The organism is Xenorhabdus sp. KJ12.1 (assembly GCF_963876495.1).
GTDB classification, from domain to species: Bacteria; Pseudomonadota; Gammaproteobacteria; order Enterobacterales; family Enterobacteriaceae; genus Xenorhabdus; species Xenorhabdus stockiae.
Window position 1 is genome coordinate 96,094 of record NZ_CAWNQH010000138.1, and the last position, 24,590, is coordinate 120,683.

23 protein-coding genes are annotated in these 24,590 nt (G+C 43.0%); 7 read left to right on the plus strand and 16 right to left on the minus strand.

The window, feature by feature from the left end; genetic code table 11:
* Positions 1–46: 46 nt before the first annotated feature.
* The gene (gene yihX / locus AACS92_RS21320) at positions 47–664 is read right to left on the minus strand and encodes a glucose-1-phosphatase (protein WP_099109504.1); all 618 of its coding nucleotides are present in this window, start codon (positions 662–664) and stop codon (positions 47–49) included.
* Positions 665–904: 240 nt separating this feature from the next.
* Positions 905–2,728, minus strand: coding sequence for a ribosome-dependent GTPase TypA (gene typA / locus AACS92_RS21325; RefSeq protein ID WP_099109505.1), 1,824 nt, complete (start codon positions 2,726–2,728; stop codon positions 905–907).
* A gap of 565 nt (positions 2,729–3,293) precedes the next feature.
* Between typA and glnA the strand changes: the two genes are divergently transcribed.
* The 3 genes from glnA (at position 3,294) to glnG (ending at position 7,366) form a co-directional block, all read left to right on the plus strand.
* Entirely contained in the window at positions 3,294–4,703 is a 1,410-nt protein-coding gene (glnA, locus tag AACS92_RS21330) for a glutamate--ammonia ligase (protein ID WP_099109506.1), read from the plus strand.
* Between the two features lie 174 nt (positions 4,704–4,877).
* Positions 4,878–5,927, plus strand: a complete 1,050-nt coding sequence (glnL, locus tag AACS92_RS21335) for a nitrogen regulation protein NR(II) (protein WP_193756902.1) — start codon at positions 4,878–4,880, stop codon at positions 5,925–5,927.
* Positions 5,928–5,935: 8 nt separating this feature from the next.
* Positions 5,936–7,366 carry a nitrogen regulation protein NR(I) gene (gene glnG, locus AACS92_RS21340; RefSeq protein ID WP_099109508.1) on the plus strand — a complete coding sequence of 477 codons (1,431 nt, stop codon included), beginning with the start codon at positions 5,936–5,938 and terminating at the stop codon, positions 7,364–7,366.
* Positions 7,367–7,374: 8 nt separating this feature from the next.
* Here the strand turns inward: glnG and AACS92_RS21345 are convergent, their stop codons facing one another.
* The 4 genes from AACS92_RS21345 to yihI form a co-directional block, all read right to left on the minus strand.
* Complete coding sequence (locus AACS92_RS21345; RefSeq protein ID WP_099109509.1) at positions 7,375–7,782, minus strand: type II toxin-antitoxin system VapC family toxin; 408 nt, start codon at positions 7,780–7,782, stop codon at positions 7,375–7,377.
* Positions 7,782–8,108, minus strand: a complete 327-nt coding sequence (locus AACS92_RS21350) for a hypothetical protein (protein WP_099109510.1) — start codon at positions 8,106–8,108, stop codon at positions 7,782–7,784. Before AACS92_RS21350 ends, AACS92_RS21345 begins: the two co-directional genes overlap by 1 nt.
* Before the next feature lie 79 nt (positions 8,109–8,187).
* Entirely contained in the window at positions 8,188–9,561 is a 1,374-nt protein-coding gene (gene hemN, locus AACS92_RS21355; RefSeq protein ID WP_099109511.1) for an oxygen-independent coproporphyrinogen III oxidase, read from the minus strand.
* Between the two features lie 288 nt (positions 9,562–9,849).
* Positions 9,850–10,365 (minus strand): Der GTPase-activating protein YihI, encoded by a 516-nt coding sequence (gene yihI / locus AACS92_RS21360; protein ID WP_099109573.1) that lies wholly within the window; start codon positions 10,363–10,365, stop codon positions 9,850–9,852.
* A 147-nt stretch (positions 10,366–10,512) separates the two neighbouring features.
* On the opposite strand from yihI, the gene AACS92_RS21365 reads away from it, so the two are divergent.
* A complete protein-coding gene (locus tag AACS92_RS21365) occupies positions 10,513–11,979 on the plus strand; it encodes a glycosyltransferase family 39 protein (RefSeq protein WP_099109512.1) in 1,467 nt (488 codons plus the stop codon).
* A gap of 102 nt (positions 11,980–12,081) precedes the next feature.
* Here the strand turns inward: AACS92_RS21365 and AACS92_RS21370 are convergent, their stop codons facing one another.
* Together AACS92_RS21370 and AACS92_RS21375 are read right to left on the minus strand one after the other, a co-directional pair.
* Complete coding sequence (locus AACS92_RS21370) at positions 12,082–13,416, minus strand: NCS2 family permease (RefSeq protein WP_099109513.1); 1,335 nt, start codon at positions 13,414–13,416, stop codon at positions 12,082–12,084.
* Positions 13,417–13,579: 163 nt separating this feature from the next.
* Positions 13,580–14,131: a TetR/AcrR family transcriptional regulator gene (locus tag AACS92_RS21375; RefSeq protein ID WP_099109514.1), complete on the minus strand. Its 552-nt coding sequence runs from the start codon at positions 14,129–14,131 to the stop codon at positions 13,580–13,582.
* Positions 14,132–14,236: 105 nt separating this feature from the next.
* Between AACS92_RS21375 and AACS92_RS21380 the strand changes: the two genes are divergently transcribed.
* The 3 genes from AACS92_RS21380 to AACS92_RS21390 all read left to right on the plus strand — a co-directional run bounded on the left by AACS92_RS21380 (position 14,237) and on the right by AACS92_RS21390 (position 17,809).
* Positions 14,237–15,730: an MFS transporter gene (locus AACS92_RS21380; RefSeq protein WP_099109515.1), complete on the plus strand. Its 1,494-nt coding sequence runs from the start codon at positions 14,237–14,239 to the stop codon at positions 15,728–15,730.
* A 377-nt stretch (positions 15,731–16,107) separates the two neighbouring features.
* Positions 16,108–17,223 carry an acyltransferase family protein gene (locus AACS92_RS21385; protein WP_193756903.1) on the plus strand — a complete coding sequence of 372 codons (1,116 nt, stop codon included), beginning with the start codon at positions 16,108–16,110 and terminating at the stop codon, positions 17,221–17,223.
* Between the two features lie 199 nt (positions 17,224–17,422).
* Entirely contained in the window at positions 17,423–17,809 is a 387-nt protein-coding gene (locus tag AACS92_RS21390) for a cupin domain-containing protein (RefSeq protein ID WP_099109517.1), read from the plus strand.
* On the opposite strand, the gene AACS92_RS21395 is transcribed toward AACS92_RS21390, so the two are convergent.
* From AACS92_RS21395 to pstA, 8 genes are all read right to left on the minus strand, one after another.
* Positions 17,810–18,061 (minus strand): LuxR C-terminal-related transcriptional regulator, encoded by a 252-nt coding sequence (locus AACS92_RS21395; protein ID WP_099109518.1) that lies wholly within the window; start codon positions 18,059–18,061, stop codon positions 17,810–17,812. It abuts the gene before it with no gap.
* A gap of 70 nt (positions 18,062–18,131) precedes the next feature.
* Positions 18,132–19,331 carry a hypothetical protein gene (locus AACS92_RS21400; RefSeq protein ID WP_099109519.1) on the minus strand — a complete coding sequence of 400 codons (1,200 nt, stop codon included), beginning with the start codon at positions 19,329–19,331 and terminating at the stop codon, positions 18,132–18,134.
* Positions 19,332–19,457: 126 nt separating this feature from the next.
* On the minus strand, positions 19,458–20,213 hold the full coding sequence (locus AACS92_RS21405; protein WP_099109520.1) for an amino acid ABC transporter permease: 756 nt from the start codon (positions 20,211–20,213) through the stop codon (positions 19,458–19,460).
* Between the two features lies 1 nt (position 20,214).
* Positions 20,215–20,952, minus strand: coding sequence for an amino acid ABC transporter permease (locus tag AACS92_RS21410; protein ID WP_099109521.1), 738 nt, complete (start codon positions 20,950–20,952; stop codon positions 20,215–20,217).
* Between the two features lie 206 nt (positions 20,953–21,158).
* Entirely contained in the window at positions 21,159–22,019 is an 861-nt protein-coding gene (locus tag AACS92_RS21415; RefSeq protein WP_099109522.1) for an ABC transporter substrate-binding protein, read from the minus strand.
* Between the two features lie 110 nt (positions 22,020–22,129).
* Positions 22,130–22,846 carry a phosphate signaling complex protein PhoU gene (gene phoU, locus AACS92_RS21420; RefSeq protein ID WP_099109523.1) on the minus strand — a complete coding sequence of 239 codons (717 nt, stop codon included), beginning with the start codon at positions 22,844–22,846 and terminating at the stop codon, positions 22,130–22,132.
* Positions 22,847–22,872: 26 nt separating this feature from the next.
* The gene (pstB, locus tag AACS92_RS21425) at positions 22,873–23,652 is read right to left on the minus strand and encodes a phosphate ABC transporter ATP-binding protein PstB (protein ID WP_099109524.1); all 780 of its coding nucleotides are present in this window, start codon (positions 23,650–23,652) and stop codon (positions 22,873–22,875) included.
* A gap of 21 nt (positions 23,653–23,673) precedes the next feature.
* Entirely contained in the window at positions 23,674–24,588 is a 915-nt protein-coding gene (gene pstA / locus AACS92_RS21430) for a phosphate ABC transporter permease PstA (protein ID WP_099109525.1), read from the minus strand.
* Positions 24,589–24,590: the final 2 nt, after the last annotated feature.

A 24,590-nucleotide genomic window follows, 5' to 3' on the forward strand; every position in this document is an offset into this window, starting at 1 on the left:
CCGCGATGCAACTCGAAATCCATTGGGTATACATGAAGATCAGAAATTATGTTACGGTGAGAGGTGAAAAGTCATGTGCCTTAAAATAATCTGGGATAGTATCCCTACCGCTTACATGAATAGCATTGAAACCTAATCTTTTGGCTGCTTCAACATTTTCCAGAACATCATCAAAAAAAACCGCCTGCTCAGCAGCAACACCTTCTTTTTCCAGTAAATATTTAAAGATGTCCTGATTAGGTTTACGTATCCCCAGATCCTGAGACAGGTATAAATGATCTGCTGATGTAGTGACTTCAGGGTATTGTTGCGGCCAATACTTAAAATGTAGGTTATTTGTGTTGGATAACACCACAACCCGATGCCCTTGCTCACGCAGTTTATTCATCAACGCAATAACTTCCTGCCTGACACCAACGAAAATCGCATTCCAGCCTTCAGAAAACTGTTCAAAGCTAAGAGAAACTTCCATTTCATCGCATAGTATTTCGGCAAATTCTGCATCTGTAATTTGGCCACACTCGTGCTTTTCAAATGCTTCACCCAGAGCAAATTTGGGAGCCAGAACTGCAAGTGGTGTCCCGCTCAGGTTACTCCAAACAGCCAGTACCCTTCTAAAATCAATATCAATAATCACGTTACCCATATCGAAAATATACAGCATACTCCCTCCTGACTGAGGTATCTCGTTTTGTATTTTTATCATAATTTCATCAATAAAAAAGGTGAAGCGACAAAAAATAGACAAATTACGCTGATAATCAACCCACATAAAGAGTCAATCTTAGTTGAAAAATAAGAAACTGAGTGAGGTTGCAATACTGGCAGGCTATTGAGAGAAGAGAGCAGATTAAGTGGATCATGAAACTCAGGGTGCCGAAGCACCCTAAGCTGTCAGGAGGAATTAAGCGTCTTTGCTGCGGCTTGCGCGGCGACGATCATTCTCAGTCAGATGGCGTTTACGCAGACGAATTGACTCTGGCGTCACTTCTACCAGTTCGTCATCATCAATAAACTCCAGTGCCTGCTCCAGTGTTTTCTTGATATGCGGAGACAATGTTGTCGCTTCATCAGTACCTGAAGCACGAACGTTGGTCAGCTTTTTACCTGTCAGACAGTTTACTGTCAGGTCATTGGAGCGGGAGTGAATACCGATGATCTGGCCTTCATAAACTTCTGTACCATGGCCAAGGAACAGCTTACCGCGCTCCTGCAAACCATACAGAGCATAAGCAACGGCTTTACCCTGCCCATTGGAGATCAGTACACCATTCTGGCGACGGCCAATTTCACCCGGACGGATGTCATCATAGTGGCTGAATGTTGCGTACAGCAGACCAGTACCGGAAGTCATAGTCATGAACTCAGTACGGAAACCGATCAGACCACGGCTTGGGATAACATAATCCAGACGTACGCGACCTTTGCCATCTGGCAGCATATCACGCATCTCGCCTTTACGTTCACCCAGTGCCTGCATCACATCACCCTGATGCTGCTCTTCGATATCCAGAGTTACCTGCTCAAAAGGTTCCTGCTTACGGCCGTCAATTTCACGGAAAATAACTTTCGGACGAGAAACGCCCAGCTCGAAACCTTCACGACGCATGTTCTCAATCAGAACGGAAAGGTGCAATTCACCACGACCGGAAACACGGAAAGCATCTGGATCTTCAGTTTCTTCAACGCGCAGAGCCACGTTATGAACCAGTTCTTTTCTCAGACGATCAAGGATCTGACGGGATGTTACGTATTTACCTTCACGACCACAGAAAGGTGAAGTGTTAACACAGAAGTACATGCTAACGGTAGGCTCATCAACGGCCAGCGCTGGCAGAGCTTCAACAGCATTAACTTCACACAGCGTGTCAGAGATGTTCAGATCGCCCAGACCGGTAATCGCGATGATGTCGCCCGCTTCAACCTTATCTGATTCGATACGATCCAGACCCAGGTGGCTGAATACTTTACCAACTTTACCGTTACGAGTTTTACCTTCGCTATCGATAAGCGTGATGTTCTGGTTTGGTTTTACGGTTCCGCGCTTAATGCGGCCGATACCGATAACACCCACGTAGTTGTTGTAGTCCAGCTGGGAAATCTGCATCTGGAACGGGCCATCAAGATCAACTTTAGGTGGCTCAACATGGTCAACGATTGCCTGATACAGCGGAGTCATATCTTCTGCCATTTCAGTGTGCTCGTTGCCTGCGATGCCCATCAATGCAGAAGCATAAACGATAGGGAAATCCAGCTGCTCATCAGTTGCACCCAGGTTTACGAACAGGTCAAATACCTGATCGACAACCCAGTCAGGACGTGCGCCCGGACGGTCAACTTTGTTGATAACAACAATTGGCTTCAAACCATGAGCGAAGGCTTTCTGGGTGACGAAGCGAGTCTGTGGCATAGGGCCATCCATCGCATCCACCAACAGTAAAACACTGTCGACCATTGACATTACACGCTCTACTTCGCCACCGAAGTCGGCGTGGCCCGGGGTATCCACGATATTGATACGGTAGTCATTCCATTTGATGGCAGTATTTTTTGCAAGGATGGTAATACCACGTTCTTTTTCCAGATCATTGGAATCCATCACACGCTCAGCTGTTGCAGCACGTTCACCAAATGTACCGGATTGCTGTAAGAGTTTATCAACCAGCGTTGTTTTGCCATGGTCAACGTGAGCGATAATGGCAATGTTTCTTAAATTATTAATTGACAAGTATTTTTACCGTTTTAGCTATTTGAAGAAATATTAAATGGGTACAGCATGCAGGGTGCGATGCTACCCTCATTCAACACAAATATGGTGCTATTTTACACGTTATAACCACAGAGTGAAATAAATGTGAGACGCATCACTTTTGAAGTTTATCTGTTTTTTTGCATATAAACACGACATAACCTGAAATAACATTAATAACCATCATGATAACAACCGTGATAACAATCACAATTATAGTAATTAACCTGTATTTTATAGCGGCTCCAGCAATTCACCATAACAGTGCAGATCGTCATTCCAATGCACCAATTAAGTGCAAAAACCCTCAAAAACTCCTCGCCCTTTCTATCAATTCCCTATAATTTTTCCCCATTTATGTACGGATACATCAGGATTAAAGCTTTTTTAAAAATTGGCACGCTTTTCGCATTAGTTTTCACATTAGAGTTTAGCATTGAAAATTGCCACGAATTGTCTGTATACAAAGACAGCATCAGCTGCTTAAGATAAAGGCGGCGTTTCTGACAACGCATCCGGCTGACGTAAACCAGGAGAACTTAGTATGTCCGTTGAACATGTTTTATCCATGATTGAAGAACATCAGGTGAAGTTTATTGACTTACGTTTTACTGACACTAAAGGTAAAGAACAGCACATCACTATTCCTGCCCACCAGATTGATGAAGACTTCTTCGAAGATGGTAAAATGTTTGACGGTTCATCTATCAAGGGCTGGAAAGGTATCAATGAATCTGACATGGTGTTAATGCCCGACCCTTCTACAGCCATGCTTGACCCTTTCTTTGATGATGCAACTCTGATTATTCGTTGCGATATTCTGGAACCCGGCACCATGCAGGGTTATGGTCGTGATCCACGCTCCATTGCAAAACGTGCAGAAGATTTCCTGCGTTCCAGTGATATTGCTGACACTGTTCTGTTCGGGCCAGAGCCAGAATTCTTTCTGTTCGATGATGTTCGTTTCGGCAGTTCTATCTCAGGCTCTTATTACCATATTGATGATACCGAAGCGGCATGGAACAGTGGAACTCGCTACGAAGGTGGTAACAAAGGCCACCGTCCCGGTCTCAAAGGCGGCTATTTCCCAGTTCCCCCGGTAGATTCTTCTCAGGATCTGCGCTCAGCAATGTGTCTGACGATGGAAGAGATGGGGCTGGTTGTGGAAGCTCATCACCATGAAGTTGCAACCGCAGGCCAGAACGAAGTCGCAACCCGCTTTAATACTATGACCAAAAAAGCGGATGAAACCCAGATTTACAAATATGTTGTACATAATGTCGCCCATGCTTTCGGTAAAACCGCCACATTTATGCCGAAACCACTAGTTGGAGATAATGGCTCAGGCATGCACTGTCATATGTCACTGTCCAAAGGCGGTGTTAACCTGTTCGCAGGCGACAAATACGGTGGTTTGTCCGAAATGGCACTTTATTATATCGGCGGTATTATCAAACATGCCCGTGCTCTGAATGCCTTTACCAATCCAACAACCAACTCATACAAACGTCTGGTGCCCGGTTTTGAAGCTCCAGTGATGCTGGCCTATTCTGCCCGTAACCGCTCAGCTTCTATCCGTATTCCGGTTGTTGCCAGCAGTAAAGCCCGTCGGATTGAAGTCCGTTTCCCTGATCCGGCTGCAAACCCTTATCTGGCGTTCTCAGCTCTGCTGATGGCGGGCCTTGATGGGATCATCAATAAAATACATCCGGGTGATTCGATGGATAAAAACCTGTATGACCTGCCAGCCGAAGAAGCACAAGAAATCCCAACCGTGGCCTCTTCTTTGGAAGAAGCACTGGCGGCTCTGGATGCAGACCGTGAATTCCTGACACGCGGCGGTGTTTTCACTGATGATGCAATTGATGCTTATATCGGTGTACTGAATGGTGAAATTGAACGCGTCCGCATGACACCACACCCTCTGGAGTTTGAACTGTATTACAGCGTGTAATGCTTAAAAGCATCACCGCCGTTCTTGATTAGTTTTGTTGCCGTGAAACTTTTGGCCCATTTTCGAATGGGTCCTTTTCCTTCTGACCTTTCCCTCCGATATCTCAGATATAAAGAGGGGTACTCAATTTATGATTAAATAAGATACAATGCACCAAAAAAGTGCAAAGGTTGAATGGCAATGGCTGATTTTCCCAAAGCAGAACAAATTCTTGATTCATTGATAAATAGTGTATTAGTGCTGGATAACGATTTGATTATCCACTATGCCAATCATTCCGCTATGCAACTTCTGGCACAAAGTACACGTAAATTATTCGGCACTCCGCTTCCGGTTTTATTCAGCTATATCTCGCTGGATACGGAATTTATGCGATCCAGCCTGATACGCGGGCATGGTTTTACAGATAACGAAGTGATATTGGTGATCAATAATCACTCGCATGTTATGTCGCTCAGTGCCCAGCCAATTTCCGAACAGTTTATTCTGTTGGAACTCGCTCCTATGGATAGTCAGCGACGTTTAAGCCAAGAGCAGGTACAACAGGCACAACAGATAGCTGCACGGGAATTGGTTCGGGGGCTGGCACATGAAATTAAAAATCCGCTGGGGGGTTTACGGGGAGCCGCTCAATTACTGGCAAAGACATTGCCGGATCCCTCTTTGCGGGAATATACACAAGTCATTATTGAACAGGCTGACAGACTTCGTACCCTTGTCGATCGGTTATTGGGGCCTCAACATCCGGGGGCTAAGATTAGCCAGAGTATCCACCATGTTGTCGAGCGGGTTTATCAGTTGGTATCACTGGAAATGCCCAGTAATATTACTCTGGTCAAAGATTACGACCCCAGCCTGCCGGAGCTGTCTCATTACCCTGATCAAATTGAGCAGGTTTTATTAAACATCACCCGCAATGCGCTACAGGCATTAGGTAATCAAAAAGGCACTATTACTTTACGTACCCGGACAGCCTTCCAGATCACCTTGCACGGTGAACGTTACCGTTTGGCAGCCCGGATTGATATTGAAGATAATGGGCCGGGCATTCCTCCGAATATTCAGGATATGCTATTTTACCCAATGGTGAGTGGGCATGAAGGCGGAACCGGGCTTGGGTTATCTATTGTCCGCAATCTCATTGATCAGCACACGGGAAAAATAGAATTTACTAGCTGGCCGGGGCATACGGAATTTTCCATTTACCTGCCTATCAAGAAATAGGGGATATCATGCAACGAGGAAAAATCTGGATCGTTGATGACGACAGTTCTATCCGCTGGGTACTTGAACGGGCGTTGAGCGGCGCGGGTATGGATTGTGTCAGTTTTGAAAATGCAGATTCCGTATTGGCTGCATTATCACAGAACAGCCCTGAAGTACTGCTGTCAGACATCCGTATGCCGGGTCTTGATGGGTTAAGTTTGCTCAATCAAATCAGGCAGAATCACCCCCAGCTTCCGGTCATCATTATGACCGCCCATTCTGATTTAGATGCAGCCGTCAGTGCCTATCAGCACGGAGCATTCGATTATCTGCCAAAGCCGTTTGATATTGATGAAACGGTCGCACTGGTTGAACGGGCATTAAGCCATTCACGTGAACAACAACAAACTTCCCGCAGTCCGAAAATAGCCTCATCGGTTTCTGAAATAATCGGAGAAGCTCCTGCCATGCAGGAGGTATACCGGATTATCGGGCGCCTTTCCCGCTCTTCCATCAGTGTGTTAATCAATGGTGAATCGGGAACAGGAAAAGAGCTGGTAGCTCATGCCCTGCATCGCCATAGCCCAAGAGCCGCCGCGCCTTTTATTGCCCTGAATATGGCGGCGATCCCAAAAGATTTAATTGAATCAGAGTTATTCGGCCATGAAAAAGGGGCTTTCACCGGAGCTAATCAGGTTCGTCAAGGGCGCTTCGAACAAGCCAATGGCGGTTCACTGTTTCTGGACGAAATCGGCGATATGCCACTGGATATCCAGACGCGCCTGTTACGGGTTCTGGCAGAAGGGCAGTTTTATCGGGTTGGTGGCTATGCACCGGTAAAAGTTGATGTTCGTATTATTGCCGCCACTCATCAGAATCTTGAACAACGGGTCGAAGAAGGTAAGTTCAGAGAAGACCTTTATCATCGCCTGAATGTCATTCGATTGCAGCTCCCCCCATTACGGGATCGTGTGGAAGATATTCCCCGCATCGCTCAACATTTCCTGCAACAGACCGCCAAAGAGCTGGGAATTGAGGCTAAAGAACTGCATCCTGATACTGAAAAAGCCCTGATGAACCTATCATGGTCCGGAAATGTCCGTCAGCTGGAAAATGTCTGCCGCTGGCTGACGGTGATGGCTGTCAGTAAAGAAATTCTGGTACAGGACCTACCAACTGATTTAATTGAAAGTCAGCCCGTTGAGCAAACAGATAATGTTCCTGTTTCCGGTTTTTCATCATCAGAAGAGTGGCCACAACAATTAGCGACATGGGCAGAGAATGCCTTACAAGCCGGCAAAACGGATCTTCTTTCTGACGCTTTACCATTATTGGAGCGAACCTTACTTAACTGCGCATTAACGCATACTAATGGGCATAAGCAAGAAGCAGCCCGTTTACTTGGCTGGGGCAGAAATACAATCACGCGGAAATTGAAGGAATTGGGGTTGGAGTGATATATCAGCTATCTATTACTAAGTAGATATTTAGAAAAGTCAGTAAACTGGGTTAATATCGCTTCATCATTTGTTACTAATATTATCCCTTCGTATTTGGCTTGAGCCACTAGCATAAGATCAAAAGGATCCCGGTGCTTTACTATCGGTAATTCATAATAGCTAAGAGAATGCTCTATTGTTACCATCAAAGGCAAAAAACCCACCTCATTCTGTGCCACATCAGTGATAATTGCTGGCTCAAAAGAATAATCACTCCTGCCCAATCTCCTCTTTATCGCTATTTCCTGAATACTGACAGCACTGAAATAGACTTCATTATCAGTATCTCTCAATAATTCATTGATTTCTTTTTTCAGCTTTGCGGGTTCAGCCAGATACCAGAGCAAAATATGTGTATCTAATAAATAACGCATTACTCTTTCCCTTCAAACATAGAAAGAATTTCACGATCATATCTGGCAAACTCTTCCTCTGTCGGCACAGAAATCTTTCCAGTTAAGACACCAATCGGCCTTAATTGCTTTTCAGGATTAGCAAGCCCACCTATCGGTCTCTTCACCCTAAGCTTTGCAAGTTTTGTCACTATATTCGGGACATGTTTTCCACGAGAACGACGGTAAGCCTTCACCTCTACTATTTCTTTACCACCATCTCTGATAACAACTGCCTGACCTTGCCTGATGACAGCTCTTAATTCTTCAGGTAACTCTGCAATATTGAGTTTCATTTCTGTACTCATAAATCCTCCCTTAAAATTGAAGGTGTGCATTAATTTTAACCAACTATTGATTAAAAGTTAACTTGAATACTCAACAAATTCATATCACCCGTGAAAACTGCCGCTGGCGCATTTGATTACGCAGATAATGATCAAAACACATGCAAATATTGCGGATTAGCAAACGCCCTTTTGCTGATACCCGAATCTGCTTTTCACTCACTTCAACCAGCCCATCTTGCGCCAACGGTGCCAATAATTGCAGATCTTCGGCGAAATAATCTGCGAAACTCACGCCATAAGCACACTCAATATCAGCAAAATTTAACCGGAAGTTACAAATCAGTGCCTTAATCACATCACGACGGATGCAATCATCTTGCGTCAGCGCTAACCCCCGCCATAACGCATGCCCCTGCGCGTTTACCTCAGCATAGTAGGTTTTGAGATCTTTTTGGTTCTGTACATAACAGTCGCCCAACATACTGATAGCCGAAACACCGATGCCCAATAAGTCACAGTCATCTTGGGTGGTGTACCCCTGAAAATTGCGATGCAGTACACCTTCTCTTTGGGCAATCGCTAATTCATCATCAGGGCGAGCGAAGTGATCCATGCCAATAAACTGATAGCCGTTACCTGTTAAAGTCGCGATAGTTTGCTGCAAAATATCCAGTTTCTGTGCCGCACTCGGTAAATCACTCTCTTTAATTTTGCGTTGTGCCGCAAATAGATTCGGCATGTGAGCATAATTGAACACACTCAGACGATCCGGCGATAACGCCAGTACACGCTGCAATGTGAAAGCAAAACTTTCCGGTGTCTGCTTGGGTAGACCATAAATCAAATCAATACTGGTTGATGTAAAACCTGTCTCGCGGGCACGATTGACCAATTCGAAGATAAAATCCTCGTCCTGTTCACGATTGACCAGACACTGAACTTCCTTATTGAAATCCTGCACCCCCATACTCAGTCGGTTAAAACCCTCATTGCGCAGATGATCAATGACATTCAGCTCAATTTCACGCGGATCAATTTCTATGGAAATTTCAGCATCGGGCAGAAAACAGAAGTGGCTACGCAACATCGACATCAATCGGCTAATCTGCATCTTATCGAGATACGTCGGCGTTCCTCCGCCCCAGTGCATCTGACTGACTTTCCGATGAGTAAATAATTTTGCCCTTGTTGTTATCTCTTGTTCCAGAACAGCCAGATAATCATCTGCTTTATGTTTCTGCCGCGTAACCAGCTTATTGCAACCGCAGAAATAACAAAGCTTGTGGCAAAACGGAATATGAATATAAAGGGAAAGAGGACGCTCAGGATAACGCGCTGCGGCCTGTATGAACGCCGCATTATCATACTGCTGGTTAAATTCCAGCGCTGTTGGGTATGAAGTATAACGAGGCCCTGAATAATTATATTTTTGGATCAAAGGCAGATCCCAGACAATGGCTTGCTCTGACATGCTTATCTCTTCCGCTGTTCTGGCCTATCAAATGGGCTGCTATAGTTTACCCAATCAGCACAGCAAATACCATATTGAAAGTATGGGTATATACACAATGGATTTCAAAATGCGTCACGGTGGCAAGAGATAGAGTAAGTCCCCGGGAACATAGATAACTATGTGACCGGGGTGAGCGAGCGCAGCCAACAAAGAGGCAACCTGAAAAACGAAGTGTATACCGCCTTTGATGATCAAGATAATTTATGCATGAATGGCTAGCCATTCAGAACCGTTAACCTTCAGGAATTATTTACCTTTCAGCAACTGCATAATGTCGTCTTGTTTTTCTTCTTCGCTGTCATCCTCTTCCAGATCGATACCCAGCTCTTCCATCAGAACATCAATGCGATCGAGCATCTTATCGACATAGACATTATCTTCTTCGGAAAGGTTTTCACCCTGCTCAAGACGTGCCAGCAAATCATCCAGACGTTCATCATTTTCCAGCATTTCCAGTTCTTCCCGCGCTGACAAGCGAGGTTTTTCGGGCGCTTTAGGCTGTTTCGCTACTGGCTTAGCGACTGCTTTTTCACCCACAATCAACGGAACCGCGACTTTACTCCCGATACGAGGATCTCTCTCTTGCTTAGTACCAGTCTGTTTTTTCTGGTTACTTTCCTGATGGCGATTACCGGATGGATTACCGCGATGTTTTTTCTGGCGCTTACGCTCACGCCCTTCTGCGTTTAATTCTTCACGGCTTTTTCTTTTGTGCTTACCCGCAGAGGCTCTTGCCGGGGATTTTTTCTTTAACTGATTCATAGCGTGTGACTCAACTCGTGTTATCAAGATATTTTCGGCGGAATCTAACAGAATCCACATATAACATCCAATGTCATTCACTTATTCTTTCAAGTTCAGCTACTATTTTGAGTTACCTTAACTCAAATAATATAAGCCTTAGCAACTATGCGTTTCTTTGATATTTCTTATAGAACTTCATTGTATCTTTGGTGTATTGGTTATGCTGTCTTATGGATGTTAGTAAGTTATTACCTTGATCCGACTGTTCCCTATGATGCTGTAGAAGCCCTGAACTGGGGCGTAAACGGTGAATGGGGTTCCCCGAAAAACCCGTGGCTGGTGGGTGTTGTGATGTTACCAGCTATTCATATCAGCCATATTTCTCTCAGTTTTTATTGGTATTTCATCCATTTTGCTGCCATTGCTGTAGGTATGATGGGTGTCTGGCAGCTGGCTTTGCGCTTAACAGGCAAAATTGAACTGGCATGGCTGGCTATGCTGTCTCTCAATCTGTCTGGCGTCATCAATTTCGATATCATTCCGTATAATGACAATTATCTGCTGGTAATGTTGTGGTCGTGGTCACTATTGTTCTTCCTGAAGGCTATCGATGATCATCCCAAATGGTGGCTGGCGTTCGCGTTAGCTACAGGGTTGGCAACAATGAGTAAGTACTCTTCACTCTCGATTGTTGGCTCAGTCTTTTTACTTTCTCTGTTTGTTCCCAAAGTACGGCGACATTATCGGGAACCACTGTTTTATCTGGCGCTTGTGCTATGGCTGATGTTGGTGTTACCCAATATCTGGTGGCTGGTAAATAACGATTTTTCTGCCTTCAAATGGGTAGACTCGCAAATCAAGCAAGGATTTAATCTGCACACCACGCGCTCTCTGTTTTCAGTCTTTTATCCTCTCATTATCGTCAGTACCATTATTTATCTATTAGGCGGAAAAATTGGCTGGCCAAAACAGCAATCTAATCAACTGACCAATATTGTCATTCTGCTGCCTCTGCTGATTATTTATGGCTGGTTTTCCTTCAATGAGGGCGGGCGCATGACCGAATGGCTACAGCCTTTCATGGCAGTAGCTCCAGCGCTGCTAGTCGGCTCGATAACCGTATATCCCCATAAATCCTTAACAGGGACATTGCGAGGTCTGGCTGTGTTTGCTGTTGTAGTTCTCATTGGCTATGCCAGTATTATGCTGACAAATGTCCGTGGTGCAGGAGAAAAATTTGCCGGAATAAAGATCTTTTCCAGCCAGCTGGATCAGCGCTGGGATGAATTGTATTCAACACCACTGCATTATGTTGGAGGTGAATACCTGCATCAATGGCTGACATTCTACAGCCACTATCGCCCCCAAACCATACAGCCGTGGGAAACCGGCAGCGGTGTGCCGCCCAATATTTATAATCGCCATATTAAAGAGAGTGATATTGTCAAATATGGTGCAGTGCTGGTGGGGAAAAGAGGGAAGAACTGCTCACAGGAGCATTTCCAGTCCACGTTGGCTACATGGCCTGCATTAACTCTCAGCCATAAGGAAGATTTCACTTTTCAGGCACAGCCCGGCGCGGAATCTGAAGTAATTTGTATCGGTTTTATTGCACCAGAAAGCCGCCATTAATCTTTTTTTAGAAAAATATTTTGTATAATTTCTATAAAAAAGCCTGATACATCAGGCTTTTTTTATATTGCTCGGTACTCGGTTTAACTGAGATTATAATTATCAGGCATCGACAAATACCATTTTCAGCACAAACAGCAACGTGACAACAATAACGCACGGGCCTATCTCCCGCCATTTTCCTGTTCCCAGTTTCATCACGCAATAAGCCATAAAGCCCAGTGCAATACCTTCAGTAATTGAGAAGCTGAATGGCATCATAACAGCGGTGATAAATGCCGGAACGGATTCCGTCAGATCATCCCATTTTACCCGTGTCAGGCTGGATGTCATCAAAACGCCGACATAAACCAGCGCACCCGCCGTAGCATAAGCCGGAACCATACTGGCCAGTGGAGAAATAAACATCACCAGCAGGAATAAAATACCAACGACGACAGCGGTTAACCCAGTACGGCCACCCACAGAGACGCCAGAAGAACTTTCTACAAAAGCGGTTACCGAAGAAGTGCCGATGTAAGAACCTGCCACTGAGCTGATGCTATCAACATACAGAGCCTGCTTCATCTGCGGGAATTTACCGTTACTGTCAGCAAGGCCGGCTTTATCGGTCACACCAATCAGCGTACCGGATGAATCAAATAGGTTCACCAGCATAAAAGAAAAAATAATCCCGACTAATGCGATATCCAGCGCGCCTTTCACATCAACATGCCCGACAACACTCATAACACTGGGTGGCAAATCAAAAATTCCCTGATATTCCACATACCCCAGCATAAACCCGATCCCCGTCGTTATTACGATGGACAGCAATACTGCGGCATGGAAATTACGTGCTGCTAAAATAGCAATGATAAAAAAGCCCAGCGCTCCCAACAGGACGTTATGAGCAGTAAAGTTACCAATAGAAACGATCGTATCTGGATTCGGTACAATAATGCCGGCATTTTTCAGACCCATCATAGCAATAAAAAGCCCGATACCGCTGGTGATACCGACTCTCAGCCCCACGGGAATATTCGCTATCATCCAGTAACGGATGCGGAAAATCGTCAGGATCAGCAGCCCTACAGCACCCCAGAAAATTGCGCCCATCGCAACCTGCCACGAAACACCCATAGCACCAACAACAACGAAGGCAAAAAATGCATTCAGACCCATAGCAGGCGCAACCGCAACAGGTAAATTAGCCACTATCCCCATCATAATGCTGCCAAGTGCAGCAATTAAGCAGGTTGTGACAAATACAGCTTTAATATCCATTCCGGCAACAGACAGAATTTGTGGGTTCACAAAGACGATATAAACCATCGTCAGAAAGGTTGTCAGCCCCGCAATCATCTCGGTGCGAACTGTTGTACCATGCTCTTCCAGTTTAAACACGCGCTGAAGTAAACCCTGACTATTTGCAGAGCCTGAATTGAGTGTACTCATTAATGTTTTATTCCTAAACAGATGAAGTTTTCGATTCATCCTACAGGAAATCAAAATAAATCGTTATCCTAAAAGATCAAAAAAGAAAACGATTGCCATGAGTACAATCAATAAGTTATATCACAAAGTGATTATTAACGAACTACACTAATGGGCGCTGTTTTTATTCACTATTTTCAGAAGGTGCCATCTCCAGAATATCGCTGAAAATATCCGCCCATTCATCCTTACCAATATCCATCAAGCCAAAGAAACGTAAAATAAATACACCTTCTGTCGCCAAAAAAGCTAAACGGGCCAGACGACCTTCTGCTGTTGTTGTATCCAAATTAGCGATGCGCTCACGATACCAGTCACGGGTTGATTCCAGATGTTCCGGTGTTTGCAATAACGATGCCATCAGCCCCGCTGCTTTCGCCGATGACACTTCATCGGAACATTTACTTGCTTCAATGTGCGCACGTATTGCAGTCAGTGGATCAGGAGCTTCTCCGGCTATTTTGTAGAATTGTTCCTCGTAGCCAAGCCCCCAACGTTCAAACATCGCCTCAATAAGCGCATCTTTCGTATTAAAACTGTATTGAACCCCACCCTTAGTGATCCCGACGGCTTTTGCTACCGCATCAATGGTAAGGGCCGCTGCCCCATGTGTGGTGACAATTTGTTCTGCTGCATCCAACAGAATGTTCCGGTCAATTGTTTTACGTCGTCCCATTATTACTCTCTTTTAATTCAATACGTATGTATTTATAATGTGCGCAATTTGTACCGTCAAGGGTTGGCGATACAGGCTCCCTAAACCACACTGATGAGTTCTTTCATGAAATCAAATACTCGCTGGCTTGTGCTGGCTGTTATTTCCAGTGCACTTTTGCTGATTGTCATCGACATGACAGTCCTCTATACAGCTTTACCACGTTTAACATACGATTTACGAGCATCTTCCACTGAGAAGTTATGGATCATGAATGCTTATTCATTAACCATTGCAGGCCTGCTTCCCGGAGCGGGTGCTCTAAGTGATCGCTTTGGTGCCAAAAAATTATTTACTACCGGATTAGCTGTATTCGGTATTGCTTCAATGATGGCAGCATTTTCTCCAAATACGAGTATGTTGATCTGTGCACGAGTGATACTTGCCATCGGTGCCGCAATGATGATGCCGGCCACACTCGCAATAATCCGTCAGGTTTTCGAAGAACCCGGAGAACGCGCTCTTGCCATCGGTATCTGGTCCGCTGTTGCTGCGGGGGGCGCGGCACTCGGTCCCGTCATAGGTGGAATACTGCTGGAATATTTCTGGTGGGGTTCCGTTTTCCTGATCAACGTCCCAATCGTCATTATTGCGTTGATATTCGCTCTATTCACTATTACGAAAAGCCAGAGTAACCCACAACGCACATTCGATCTGCTGGCCTCCGTCCAAATTATGATCGGGCTGATTGGCATTACTTTTGCTCTCAAAGAAATCAGCAAACAAGCCCCATCAATGGGAACTGCCATTATAGCCAGTGCAATCGGGATGATATTCACGATGATGTTCGTTTATCGGCAACGTCGTTCACCTGCACCGATCATAGACTTTACTTCATTAAAATCCTATGGTTTTGCTACCGGTGTCGCGACCGCTTTTGTTAGCACCGCAGCCCTGATGGGAGTTGAATTAATAGTCAGTCAGCGGCTGCAACTTATTGCTGGTTTATCGCCTTTACAGGCAGGATTATTTATTTTACCTATCCCATTAGCTTCTTTCGTTGCCGGGCCATTAGTGGGTCTTGTTATACCCAAATTGGGTTCAGGAAGAATTATGTGGCTTTCACTTTTTCTGGCAGGATTAGGTATTTTTGGCTATCTCATTGGCTTCCGGTCCGGAATGTTGGTACAAATCACGACATTCTCCATGATTGGATTTGGTGTCGGTGCTGCGATGACAGCAGCTTCTACCTCCATCATGTTCAGCGCCCCCGAGCATAGCGCAGGTACAGCAGCCTCAATTGAAGAAATTGCCTATGAACTTGGAGGTCTGATTGGGGTTGCTGTACTCGGTAGCCTGTTGGTAGCAATTTATACAGCAGCATTTACCCTACCAGCTGATATCCCTGTATCAGAATCAGTCAGTAATGCATTACAGAATAGTATTGATGAAGCGATTATCGTCGCAGAAGGGCTAAAGGGCGATATGGCTTTATCATTGCTTCAGGCAGCAAAACTGGCCTTTGATAGCGCATTTCTGTCCGTTTTAACCATATCAGGCGCATTGCTATTGTTAAGCGCTACCATAATTGCGTTGTTTACCCCGAAAAAGCACAGCTAATTTATCTTAAAAAGTGGCGTAAGCAATCATTACTGAGGACGCCACTTTCAAATTATTTCGAATAATCATATAGAACCGTCACATCAAAAAAATTCATTAAGTTAATTCAAATATAAATCATGGTTATTGAAACAAATGAAACTTGACCATATCGAAAATTTGTGAGCATTATGCAGATATTGGCTTCAATGCCTATTTAGGTTGCCACACGCTAACGATAAAACATATTAAGATAAAAGATAACTCCGGCCACTTTTTTATAGCGGTTATTAATCTCCTTTTTACATACTATGAAGTCACTAAATATATTAATTTTATTTAAAAATAATTATTTTTAATTGTACATAGTTAAAATTTACATATTGAATGAGATGGATATGATGAAGCGATTTGAATCTTTGGATGCGGTCAGAGGAATCGGTGCTTTAATTGTTGTGACTGGTCATTTACATATTGTTGGTGCATTTACCGAACTTCATTTTTTTCGTACCTGTTATATTATTGTGGAGCTTTTCTTTGTACTTAGTGGATTTGTACTGACACATACCTATGCATATAGAGATGTAAAATTTACTCCATATATATCTTCCCGTTTTTTCAGAATATTCCCTCTTCACATATTAATGTTATTGATATTTATATTTCTGGAATTTTGTCGATTATTGATTCAAAAAAACGTTGGCATTCATTTTGATACAACACCATTTACCGGCAGAACTGCGCCCTCGGAGATTTTACCCAATCTCTTTTTAATTCAATCATGGACTCCCACAACACATTATCTCAATCTGACTTTTAATTACCCTACGTGGAGTCTTAGTGTCGAATTCTATACATATATTATACTGTATTTAACCATTATTACTTTTAGAAAAATGAATATCGCTCCTCTAATATGGCTATTAATATCTGTAGCCACTTTATGGCTGCTTGTCAGTGGCAACCCTATATTACAACAAGCTGTTACACGAGGAGTATCAAGTTTTTTTGCTGGAGCATTTACCTATAGTATTTTCAGTATTTTCTCTGATATAAAAATAAGCACTATTACGGCAACTATTTTAGAAATTCTCTGTGTGGTGTTTCTCATTTATTTTGTCAATTCCCAATATGAAGCCAAGCAAATAATCTGCACTGTTATTTATTGCCTTACTATTTTCACCCTGGCATATCAAAGAGGTATTATTTCCTCTTTTTTCCTTAATAAATACATGCAGCATTTAGGTAAAATATCTTATTCTCTTTATATGGTTCATGTGGCAGTAATATTAATTATTACAACAATAATGTTTATTATTCAGAAAAAAACGGGCATAGAGTTAACTCAGCTCATCGCAGGAAGGAGAAACTTGACTACCGGTAATATTTTTCTCAATAATTTACTGGCATTAAGCATCTATTTTATCGTCATTGTCACCGCAACCATAACATATAACAATATTGAGGAGAGATTTATGAAATATAGGATTAAACCTTCATCTAATAGCCAATAACACTGGTATATATTGCTACCCATTCTGAAAAAAATACTCATCCCCCAATGTAGGTAAAAATAGCAAAACATTTAATATAAATGAGACATAATTCTGATAATTAAAAAAAATTATTTTTTTACACATGAATAAATGTTAAGTTTTAATACTCAATCAAAAAAGAGTAAAAAGTTCTCATTTTAAATATAAGGATGTAATTGTGATAGATTTTGCTAGCTTTTCTACAGAAGAAGCCATCAAAGATGATGCAGTGGGTATTTCTGTCAGGCACATGATAAAAAAAGAAGGCTTAAATGCTTATGCCACGTCTATTAATGCAGGTAAAAAAGTTGGGTGCCATAACCACAGCAACGGAGATGAATGGTACATAATACTTTCTGGTGAAGGCGAAATCTGGACAGGTGAAGTAGTAAATAATGATATTCATGATGTCCAAAAAAGGCAGTTCTCCCAAGGATCTATTTTCTGTATTTATCCGAATACAGCACATCAACTTGTCGCTCATGAAAAGGTGGAATTAATATTTTTATGCCCAGAATCCCACCTATCCCATGATAGAGTATGCTTTTCAGACATATGTGAATAATTATTTTTCAAAAGTAATAGACTGTGATTCCCTGAAAAAACTTTCAGGGATATAGTTAGCAATGTTATTTTCATAACAATATGCCACTAAATCTTTTTTACATTTTACCCCTGTTTTTCTATATACATTTTGAATATGATTCGCGAGTGTTCTGGCTGAGAGTCGTAGCTTTTCAGCTATATCATTAGTGGAAAAACCTTGCAAAATATAAAAGAATTTACTTTTCAAATATATCATTAGCCAATATCCCATCTTGCAACAGCTAAGTAATGCTCCACTCGATCCTAGAGTATCACCGTTGCAAGATTGTTTACCAGAAATACTATAATTTCATAATCATCCGATGCCATGCCAAAAAATAATGTAGTTCTCTGAGAGAATAGTTATAGTTTCGAGTATTTAACATAAAAAATGCCAGTAAAAAATCTATTACTATAATATATAAAGAAATATTTCTATATTCTATTATTCCCACAATAAACTTCAACCCCAATAATAGTAAAAATAATACAAAAAAGAGATAATGTGTAGAAATCAGCATCTTAAAACCAAAAACAACGCCTTTGTGCGTTAGTAAAACAGAGAAAGAAGAAAATATTAACACTAATGCGATAATAAAAAACAAAATAGGAAGATCATTTTTGTTATCCAGACTAGATAGCAATATAAATGCTGTCATTACATAAGCCTTAACCAATAAAATCATAGATAACACTGTTTTTATCAATACTTTTTTATTTATACTGAACAATAACAACCCATTATATTTACTTAACTTGTTATCATTCAGCAAATTCTTGTCATTATTTTTTACCCTCTGATTTAGCACATTAATTTCTTGAAAGGTTTTTCTTATATTTTCATTTAACATGCAATATTGCCAAATTATTTTTAACACACTCCTTTTTTTATTATTAACATCAGATTCAATTTCTTTTTTTTCTATTGATTTATTTATCTTATTTTGCAGGAGATCATTATTTATCTTATACCATAAGTTTTCCTTCATACTATGAGAAAAATGGTGGCTATTAATAATAACTCGATTAGTGAAAAAGTTAAAAACCACTATTATTAACAAATGCCACTCGTGATGCATATAATAGACAAAATAATCAAGCATGAATATAAATATTGCAAAAACAATACCTAATGTATTCAGCACATTCAATGTCTTTAAAGCTAAGAGATGGCCTTTATATGCGTATAGGGTTAAAGCCGAAGTAGAGGAAATAATAAATATATTAGCAGAACGTTGGAAACCAGTAACATCTGAATCAAAATAGAATCCATAAAATACAACAACCAGTATTATATAGGAAAAAATTATCAATATTGGAAATAATGCCTGTAGTAAACTTTCTCCTGAATAGGATGCAATAGATACTTCTTTTTTTAGATTAATAAGCTCCGGCTCATCCAATAATGATGGGGCACCATGCTTAACCTTTTCATCTATTTTCCCATGCAACTCTAAAAATTTTTTAAATTGACTGTTAACTAATATACTTTTTATACTCATACTATATTCTCAAATTCAAATAACTTCCCTTTCAGGGTATTTTTATTAAACTCAAAACATAATAGAGATAATAACTCCCCACTTCAATCGCGGAGAGTTGACAGGTGAAACAAGCCAAATATCTGGCTAACATTTAATATTAGCGTTAGAAACCATCGTTAATTCCTTTTTAGACCAAAACGTGAAAAATCCCTTTCTTTCTCGCCTTACTGAGAAACGACGAGCCACATAGTTCGCTGTCAATTCCAGTGATAAACACATCACGAAATACACTAATGCGACAAATAAAAAGACTTCCATCGGGTAAACCATACTGCGGTTATTAACCTGTGTTGCCAGAAATGACAATTCTGCCACGCCGACAATATAAGCCAATGAGGTATCTTTGATTAATGCAATCCACTGGTTGATAAACGAAGGCACCATCATGCGCAAAGCCTGTGGTAAAACGATATGCCACAACACTTCCCAGCGATTAAAGCCCAAAGACAACCCTGCTCGCCATTGGCCTTCTCCGATTGCCAGAATACCTGCTTTAACACCGTGAGCCAGATAAGAAGAGGTGATCAGAGCCAGTGCGCAGACAACCGTTGTAATTTCGGGAATTTCCATTCCCAATACCACCGGCAACAGAAAGTAAGTCCAGAAAATCAGCATAATAACCGGTATAGCACGGAAAAAACCCAACACCGCCGCCAGCAGGTTTACCCAGAAACCACGCAGCATCGCCAGTGCAACGCCTGCCACAATTCCTAAAACAATGGAAATTGCTCCGGCCATCAGGCTGATTATCAGTGTTAATGCGGCACCTTCCAGTGGCCCGTCAGGAAATGTGCCCAACAGTAGGTAGCGCCAGTTTTCAGCGATAACAGTAAAATCCATATCAATGCCCTCTCGCCAGTATTCTCTGCTGACGCCACTGCCCCCAGCCTTCCATCACCGCAATAATCGCAATGTAAAGCACTGTCGCAACACCAAACGCTTCAAATGTTTTCAGGGATTGTGTTTCTACCTGACGGGAAGCATAGGAAAGTTCAGCCACACCAATCGCCATCGTTAATGATGAGTTCTTAACGATAGTCATGTACTGCCCTAACAGGGGCGGCATAGCAATTTTCAGTGCTTGTGGCAGCACAACATAGCGCATCGCCTGCCAGCCAGTTAAGCCCAGAGCCTGAGCCGCATATTTTTGCCCACGCCCAATCCCCTGCATGCCTGCTCTCAGCTCTTCGGCGATAAAAGGCGCTGAATAGAGCGTCAGACCGATAAACCCCGCCAGAAATTCAAATGAAGGCCATTCCAGTGTTAAACCTGCCAGTGTGATTTCATGGGAAGTATTCAGCCAGATCATAGCGGCCTGAGGCACAATCTGGCCGGAGGCGAAATACCAGAAAAATAGTTGTACCAGCAGTGGTGTATTACGGAATACCGAGGTATAGGCTGTGACCAGCCAACGCAATGGCGTAATTTGGCTGTCCCGTGCAGCCGCAATGACAAAACCTAATAAAGTAGAAAAAACAATAGTACAGGCAGAGATCCACAACGTAATCAGGAACCCTTGCCAGAGCCATTGCAGATATTCAGAAGCCAATAAGTGCTCGCCGAGAAATTGCTCAAACATAACGCGTTCACCATATTAATAATATTCACCCCATACCCTATAGATTTCGAGTTGCATCGCGGCGGCAAGGAAACTCATCCATATGACCGGGGTGAGTGAGCATAGCCAACAAAAAGGCAACCTGAAAGACAACGGGTATATCAACAAACGGCGCAGCCCCGTGCAAAGACGGGGCTGGCTTTCGCTATCATTTCAGGTGCTATCTATTACTCTGCCTGATTGTTTAACGGAGCGAATCTGAAATCACCACGCGGCTGAGCCGATTTTGTTTCAGGGCCAAACCAGCGGTTATAAATTTTTTCGGCTTCGCCTTCTTTTTCCAGTTTCAGTAATGTCTGGTTTACGGAATCAACCAAGCGGGCTTCTCCTTTTGAAGCCGCTACTGCCTGATATTCACGGGTAATGCTGAACGGAGAGATTTCAAAATCTGCTTTTTGCGCCTCAGGCACATTGGCCAGCAGGCCAACTAATTTGGCATCATCCTGCGTGATCGCCTGAACATTACCATTTCTCAATGCAGCAAATGCCAGCGGAGTATCGTCATAAGAGATAACTTTGGTCGTTGGATAACGTTCACGCAACGTAATTTCCTGTACTGTCCCTTTATCTGCGCCGATACGCAGTTTAGCGATATCGTCCGGGTTAGTCAGAACGCCTTTACGTGCAATAAATTTTTGCCCCGTAGCAAAATAAGGAATGGAGAAATCCACCTGTTTTGCGCGTTCATCGGTAATCGTGAAGTTCGCGGCAATTAAATCAATTTTTTTGGATGAAAGGAGTGGAATACGGTTAGCGGGATTGGTCGGGCGCAGTTCCAGTTTTACACCCAGATCGTTGGCAATGGCATTGGCGATATCAACATCATAACCTGCCAGTTTTTTTGTTTGAGGATCGATAAAACCAAAAGGCGGATTACTATCAAATACCGCAATACGAACTGTGCCTGCTTTTTTTATATCATCAAGTTTATCTGCCTTAGCGACACCTGAAGCCAATACCAGACCGGTCAGTAATGCAGTCAGTGCTATTCGGGATTGATTACGCCGAGATTGATTGCGGTATTTCATTGGACACCCCTGTTATCAATAATTGTTCATTGTTTAACAAAAGCTATCAATTTCGGCATAGCACATGAAATAATATAAAATACTATATTTATATTATTTTGGAATAAAAATTACTCACCTTTTGTCAGCAGCTCTTCCAGTTTATCGCCACCAATATGACGAAAATCCTGCCCCTTTACGTAATAGAAAATAAACTCACAAATGTTCTGACAGCGATCGCCGATACGCTCAATAGAGCGGGCACAGAAGAGTGCGGTCATAATACTTGGGATAGTACGCGGATCTTCCATCATATAGGTCATTAACTGACGGACAATGCCTTCATATTCCTGATCCACTTTTTTGTCTTCACGATAGATACGAATGGCTTCAGCCAAATCCATGCGAGCAAAGGCGTCCAGTACATCATGCAGCATTCGGATGGTATGCCAGCCCAAAGATTCCAGACTGACCAGCAACGGTTGATGCTGCTGAGAAAACCGCTCCAGCGCGGTCTGACAGATTTTATTCGCTCCATCACCAATGCGCTCAAGCTCCGCAATGGTTTTTGAGATAACCATAATCAGGCGCAGATCACTGGCCGTCGGCTGACGCTTGGCAATAATTCGAACACAGGCTTCATCTATTGCCACTTCCATCATATTCACTTTTTCATCGTCTTCAATGACCTGCTGAGCCAGCTCTCTATCCTGATTGTGCATCGCCAGAATCGCTTTGCTAAGCTGCTCCTCCACTAATCCGCCCATCGCCATAAGTTCAGTACGGATATGTTCCAGTTCAGCGTTGAACTGGCCTGAGATATGCCTGCCGAAATTCAGATTGTCCATCTTTAGCTACCCCATTTCTGCCTGTATCAACCGTAACGACCGGTAATGTAATCTTCGGTCTGCTTCATTTTGGGTGTGGTGAACAAAATATCAGTGTCACTGAATTCAATCAGCTCACCCAAGTACATAAAAGCCGTATAATCAGAACAACGTGCTGCCTGCTGCATATTATGAGTCACGATCACAACGGTATATTCCGCTTTCAGTTCACTAATAAGCTCTTCAATACGCCCCGTAGAAATCGGGTCGAGGGCCGAGCAAGGTTCATCCAGCAACAAAACTTCCGGACGAATGGCAATACCACGGGCAATACACAAACGCTGCTGCTGGCCTCCTGACAGGCTATAACCGCTCTGATGCAGTTTATCTTTTGTTTCGTTCCACAATGCCGCTTTCGTCAGTGCCCATCGCACCCGTTCATCCATTTCAGCTCTTGGAAGTTTTTCAAACAAACGTATTCCAAACGCAATATTGTCGTAAATCGACATCGGAAAAGGTGTCGGTTTCTGGAAAACCATTCCCACCTTAGCCCGCAGTAAAGCTATATCCTGTTTATCGGCCAGAATATTTGTCCCATCAAGCAGGATCTCACCTTCTGCTTTCTGTTCTCCGTACAATTCATACATTTTATTAAAGGTGCGCAGCAATGTTGACTTGCCACACCCTGAAGGGCCAATAAAAGCGGTCACTTTATTCTGTGCAATATCTAACGTCACATTTTTCAGGGCATGAAATTTGCCATAATAGAAGTTCAGATCACGCACCTGAATCTTACTCCCTGCCACATCATTATTAACCTTATTCATCAACAGCTTCTCTCTTCAGTTTCAGAATTTTTTACCGGCAAATTTCTTTTTGGCAAACAAAACCCGAGCCAAAATATTAATCAACAATACACACAGGGTAATCAGCAAAACGCCGGCCCATGCCAGCTGCTGCCAGTCCGAAAATGGACTCATGGCAAATTTGAAAATGGTGACAGGCAGGTTAGCAATGGGTTGGCTGAGGTCTGTGCTCCAGAATTGGTTAGAAAGGGAAGTAAACAACAAAGGAGCAGTTTCACCGGCAATACGGGCAATAGCCAGCAGGACGCCGGTAATAATGCCGGATATGGAGGCTTTTAACGTGATAGCGGTGATCATTTTCCATTTCGGTGTTCCCAGTGCATAAGCGGCTTCACGTAAGTTATTCGGCACCAGTTTCAGCATATTTTCCGTTGTGCGGATGACAATGGGAATTTGTAACAAAGCCAGTGCAATAATCCCTGCCCAACCGGAGAAATGCTGCATCTTCATGACCACTATGGTGTAGACAAATAGCCCAACCACAATAGAGGGGGCCGAAAGCAGGATATCGTTAATAAAGCGAACCATTTCAGCCAACAAAGAGCGACGGCCATATTCAGCCAGATAGATCCCCGCCATAATCCCTAAAGGTGTGCCAAACACCGTTGCCCAGAAAATCAGGAGCCCACTGCCGACGATAGCGTTTGCCAGCCCGCCTCCCTCACTGTTAGGTGGTGGTGTCATTTCAGTGAATAACGCCACAGACATGCCATCAATGCCTTTGGTGATTGTAGAAATTAAAATCCAGACCAGCCAGAACAGACCAAAAGCCATTGTTGCCATAGACAGAAACAGGGCTAGACGGTTTTTCTGACGCCGCCAAACTTGCCTTCGGTTGCGGCTGGCATGGCTTTCTGAGCCAACACTACCATTTGTTCGTTTATCAGTAATCGCCATTT

What these genes read in the sequence shown, in the direction of transcription:
- AACS92_RS21380 (WP_099109515.1), top strand. Translation starts at nt 14,237, where the DNA reads ATGAAATCAAATACTCGCTGGCTTGTGCTGGCTGTTATTTCCAGTGCA.
- glnA (WP_099109506.1), top strand. Translation starts at nt 3,294, where the DNA reads ATGTCCGTTGAACATGTTTTATCCATGATTGAAGAACATCAGGTGAAG.
- AACS92_RS21385 (WP_193756903.1), top strand. Translation starts at nt 16,108, where the DNA reads ATGATGAAGCGATTTGAATCTTTGGATGCGGTCAGAGGAATCGGTGCT.
- AACS92_RS21350 (WP_099109510.1), bottom strand. Translation starts at nt 8,108, where the DNA reads ATGAGTACAGAAATGAAACTCAATATTGCAGAGTTACCTGAAGAATTA.
- AACS92_RS21365 (WP_099109512.1), top strand. Translation starts at nt 10,513, where the DNA reads ATGCGTTTCTTTGATATTTCTTATAGAACTTCATTGTATCTTTGGTGT.
- yihX (WP_099109504.1), bottom strand. Translation starts at nt 664, where the DNA reads ATGCTGTATATTTTCGATATGGGTAACGTGATTATTGATATTGATTTT.
- pstB (WP_099109524.1), bottom strand. Translation starts at nt 23,652, where the DNA reads ATGAATAAGGTTAATAATGATGTGGCAGGGAGTAAGATTCAGGTGCGT.
- AACS92_RS21415 (WP_099109522.1), bottom strand. Translation starts at nt 22,019, where the DNA reads ATGAAATACCGCAATCAATCTCGGCGTAATCAATCCCGAATAGCACTG.
- glnG (WP_099109508.1), top strand. Translation starts at nt 5,936, where the DNA reads ATGCAACGAGGAAAAATCTGGATCGTTGATGACGACAGTTCTATCCGC.
- AACS92_RS21405 (WP_099109520.1), bottom strand. Translation starts at nt 20,213, where the DNA reads ATGGATTTTACTGTTATCGCTGAAAACTGGCGCTACCTACTGTTGGGC.
- AACS92_RS21345 (WP_099109509.1), bottom strand. Translation starts at nt 7,782, where the DNA reads ATGCGTTATTTATTAGATACACATATTTTGCTCTGGTATCTGGCTGAA.
- AACS92_RS21375 (WP_099109514.1), bottom strand. Translation starts at nt 14,131, where the DNA reads ATGGGACGACGTAAAACAATTGACCGGAACATTCTGTTGGATGCAGCA.
- hemN (WP_099109511.1), bottom strand. Translation starts at nt 9,561, where the DNA reads ATGTCAGAGCAAGCCATTGTCTGGGATCTGCCTTTGATCCAAAAATAT.
- glnL (WP_193756902.1), top strand. Translation starts at nt 4,878, where the DNA reads ATGGCAATGGCTGATTTTCCCAAAGCAGAACAAATTCTTGATTCATTG.
- AACS92_RS21395 (WP_099109518.1), bottom strand. Translation starts at nt 18,061, where the DNA reads ATGGGATATTGGCTAATGATATATTTGAAAAGTAAATTCTTTTATATT.
- pstA (WP_099109525.1), bottom strand. Translation starts at nt 24,588, where the DNA reads ATGGCGATTACTGATAAACGAACAAATGGTAGTGTTGGCTCAGAAAGC.
- AACS92_RS21410 (WP_099109521.1), bottom strand. Translation starts at nt 20,952, where the DNA reads ATGTTTGAGCAATTTCTCGGCGAGCACTTATTGGCTTCTGAATATCTG.
- phoU (WP_099109523.1), bottom strand. Translation starts at nt 22,846, where the DNA reads ATGGACAATCTGAATTTCGGCAGGCATATCTCAGGCCAGTTCAACGCT.
- yihI (WP_099109573.1), bottom strand. Translation starts at nt 10,365, where the DNA reads ATGAATCAGTTAAAGAAAAAATCCCCGGCAAGAGCCTCTGCGGGTAAG.
- AACS92_RS21370 (WP_099109513.1), bottom strand. Translation starts at nt 13,416, where the DNA reads ATGAGTACACTCAATTCAGGCTCTGCAAATAGTCAGGGTTTACTTCAG.
- AACS92_RS21400 (WP_099109519.1), bottom strand. Translation starts at nt 19,331, where the DNA reads ATGAGTATAAAAAGTATATTAGTTAACAGTCAATTTAAAAAATTTTTA.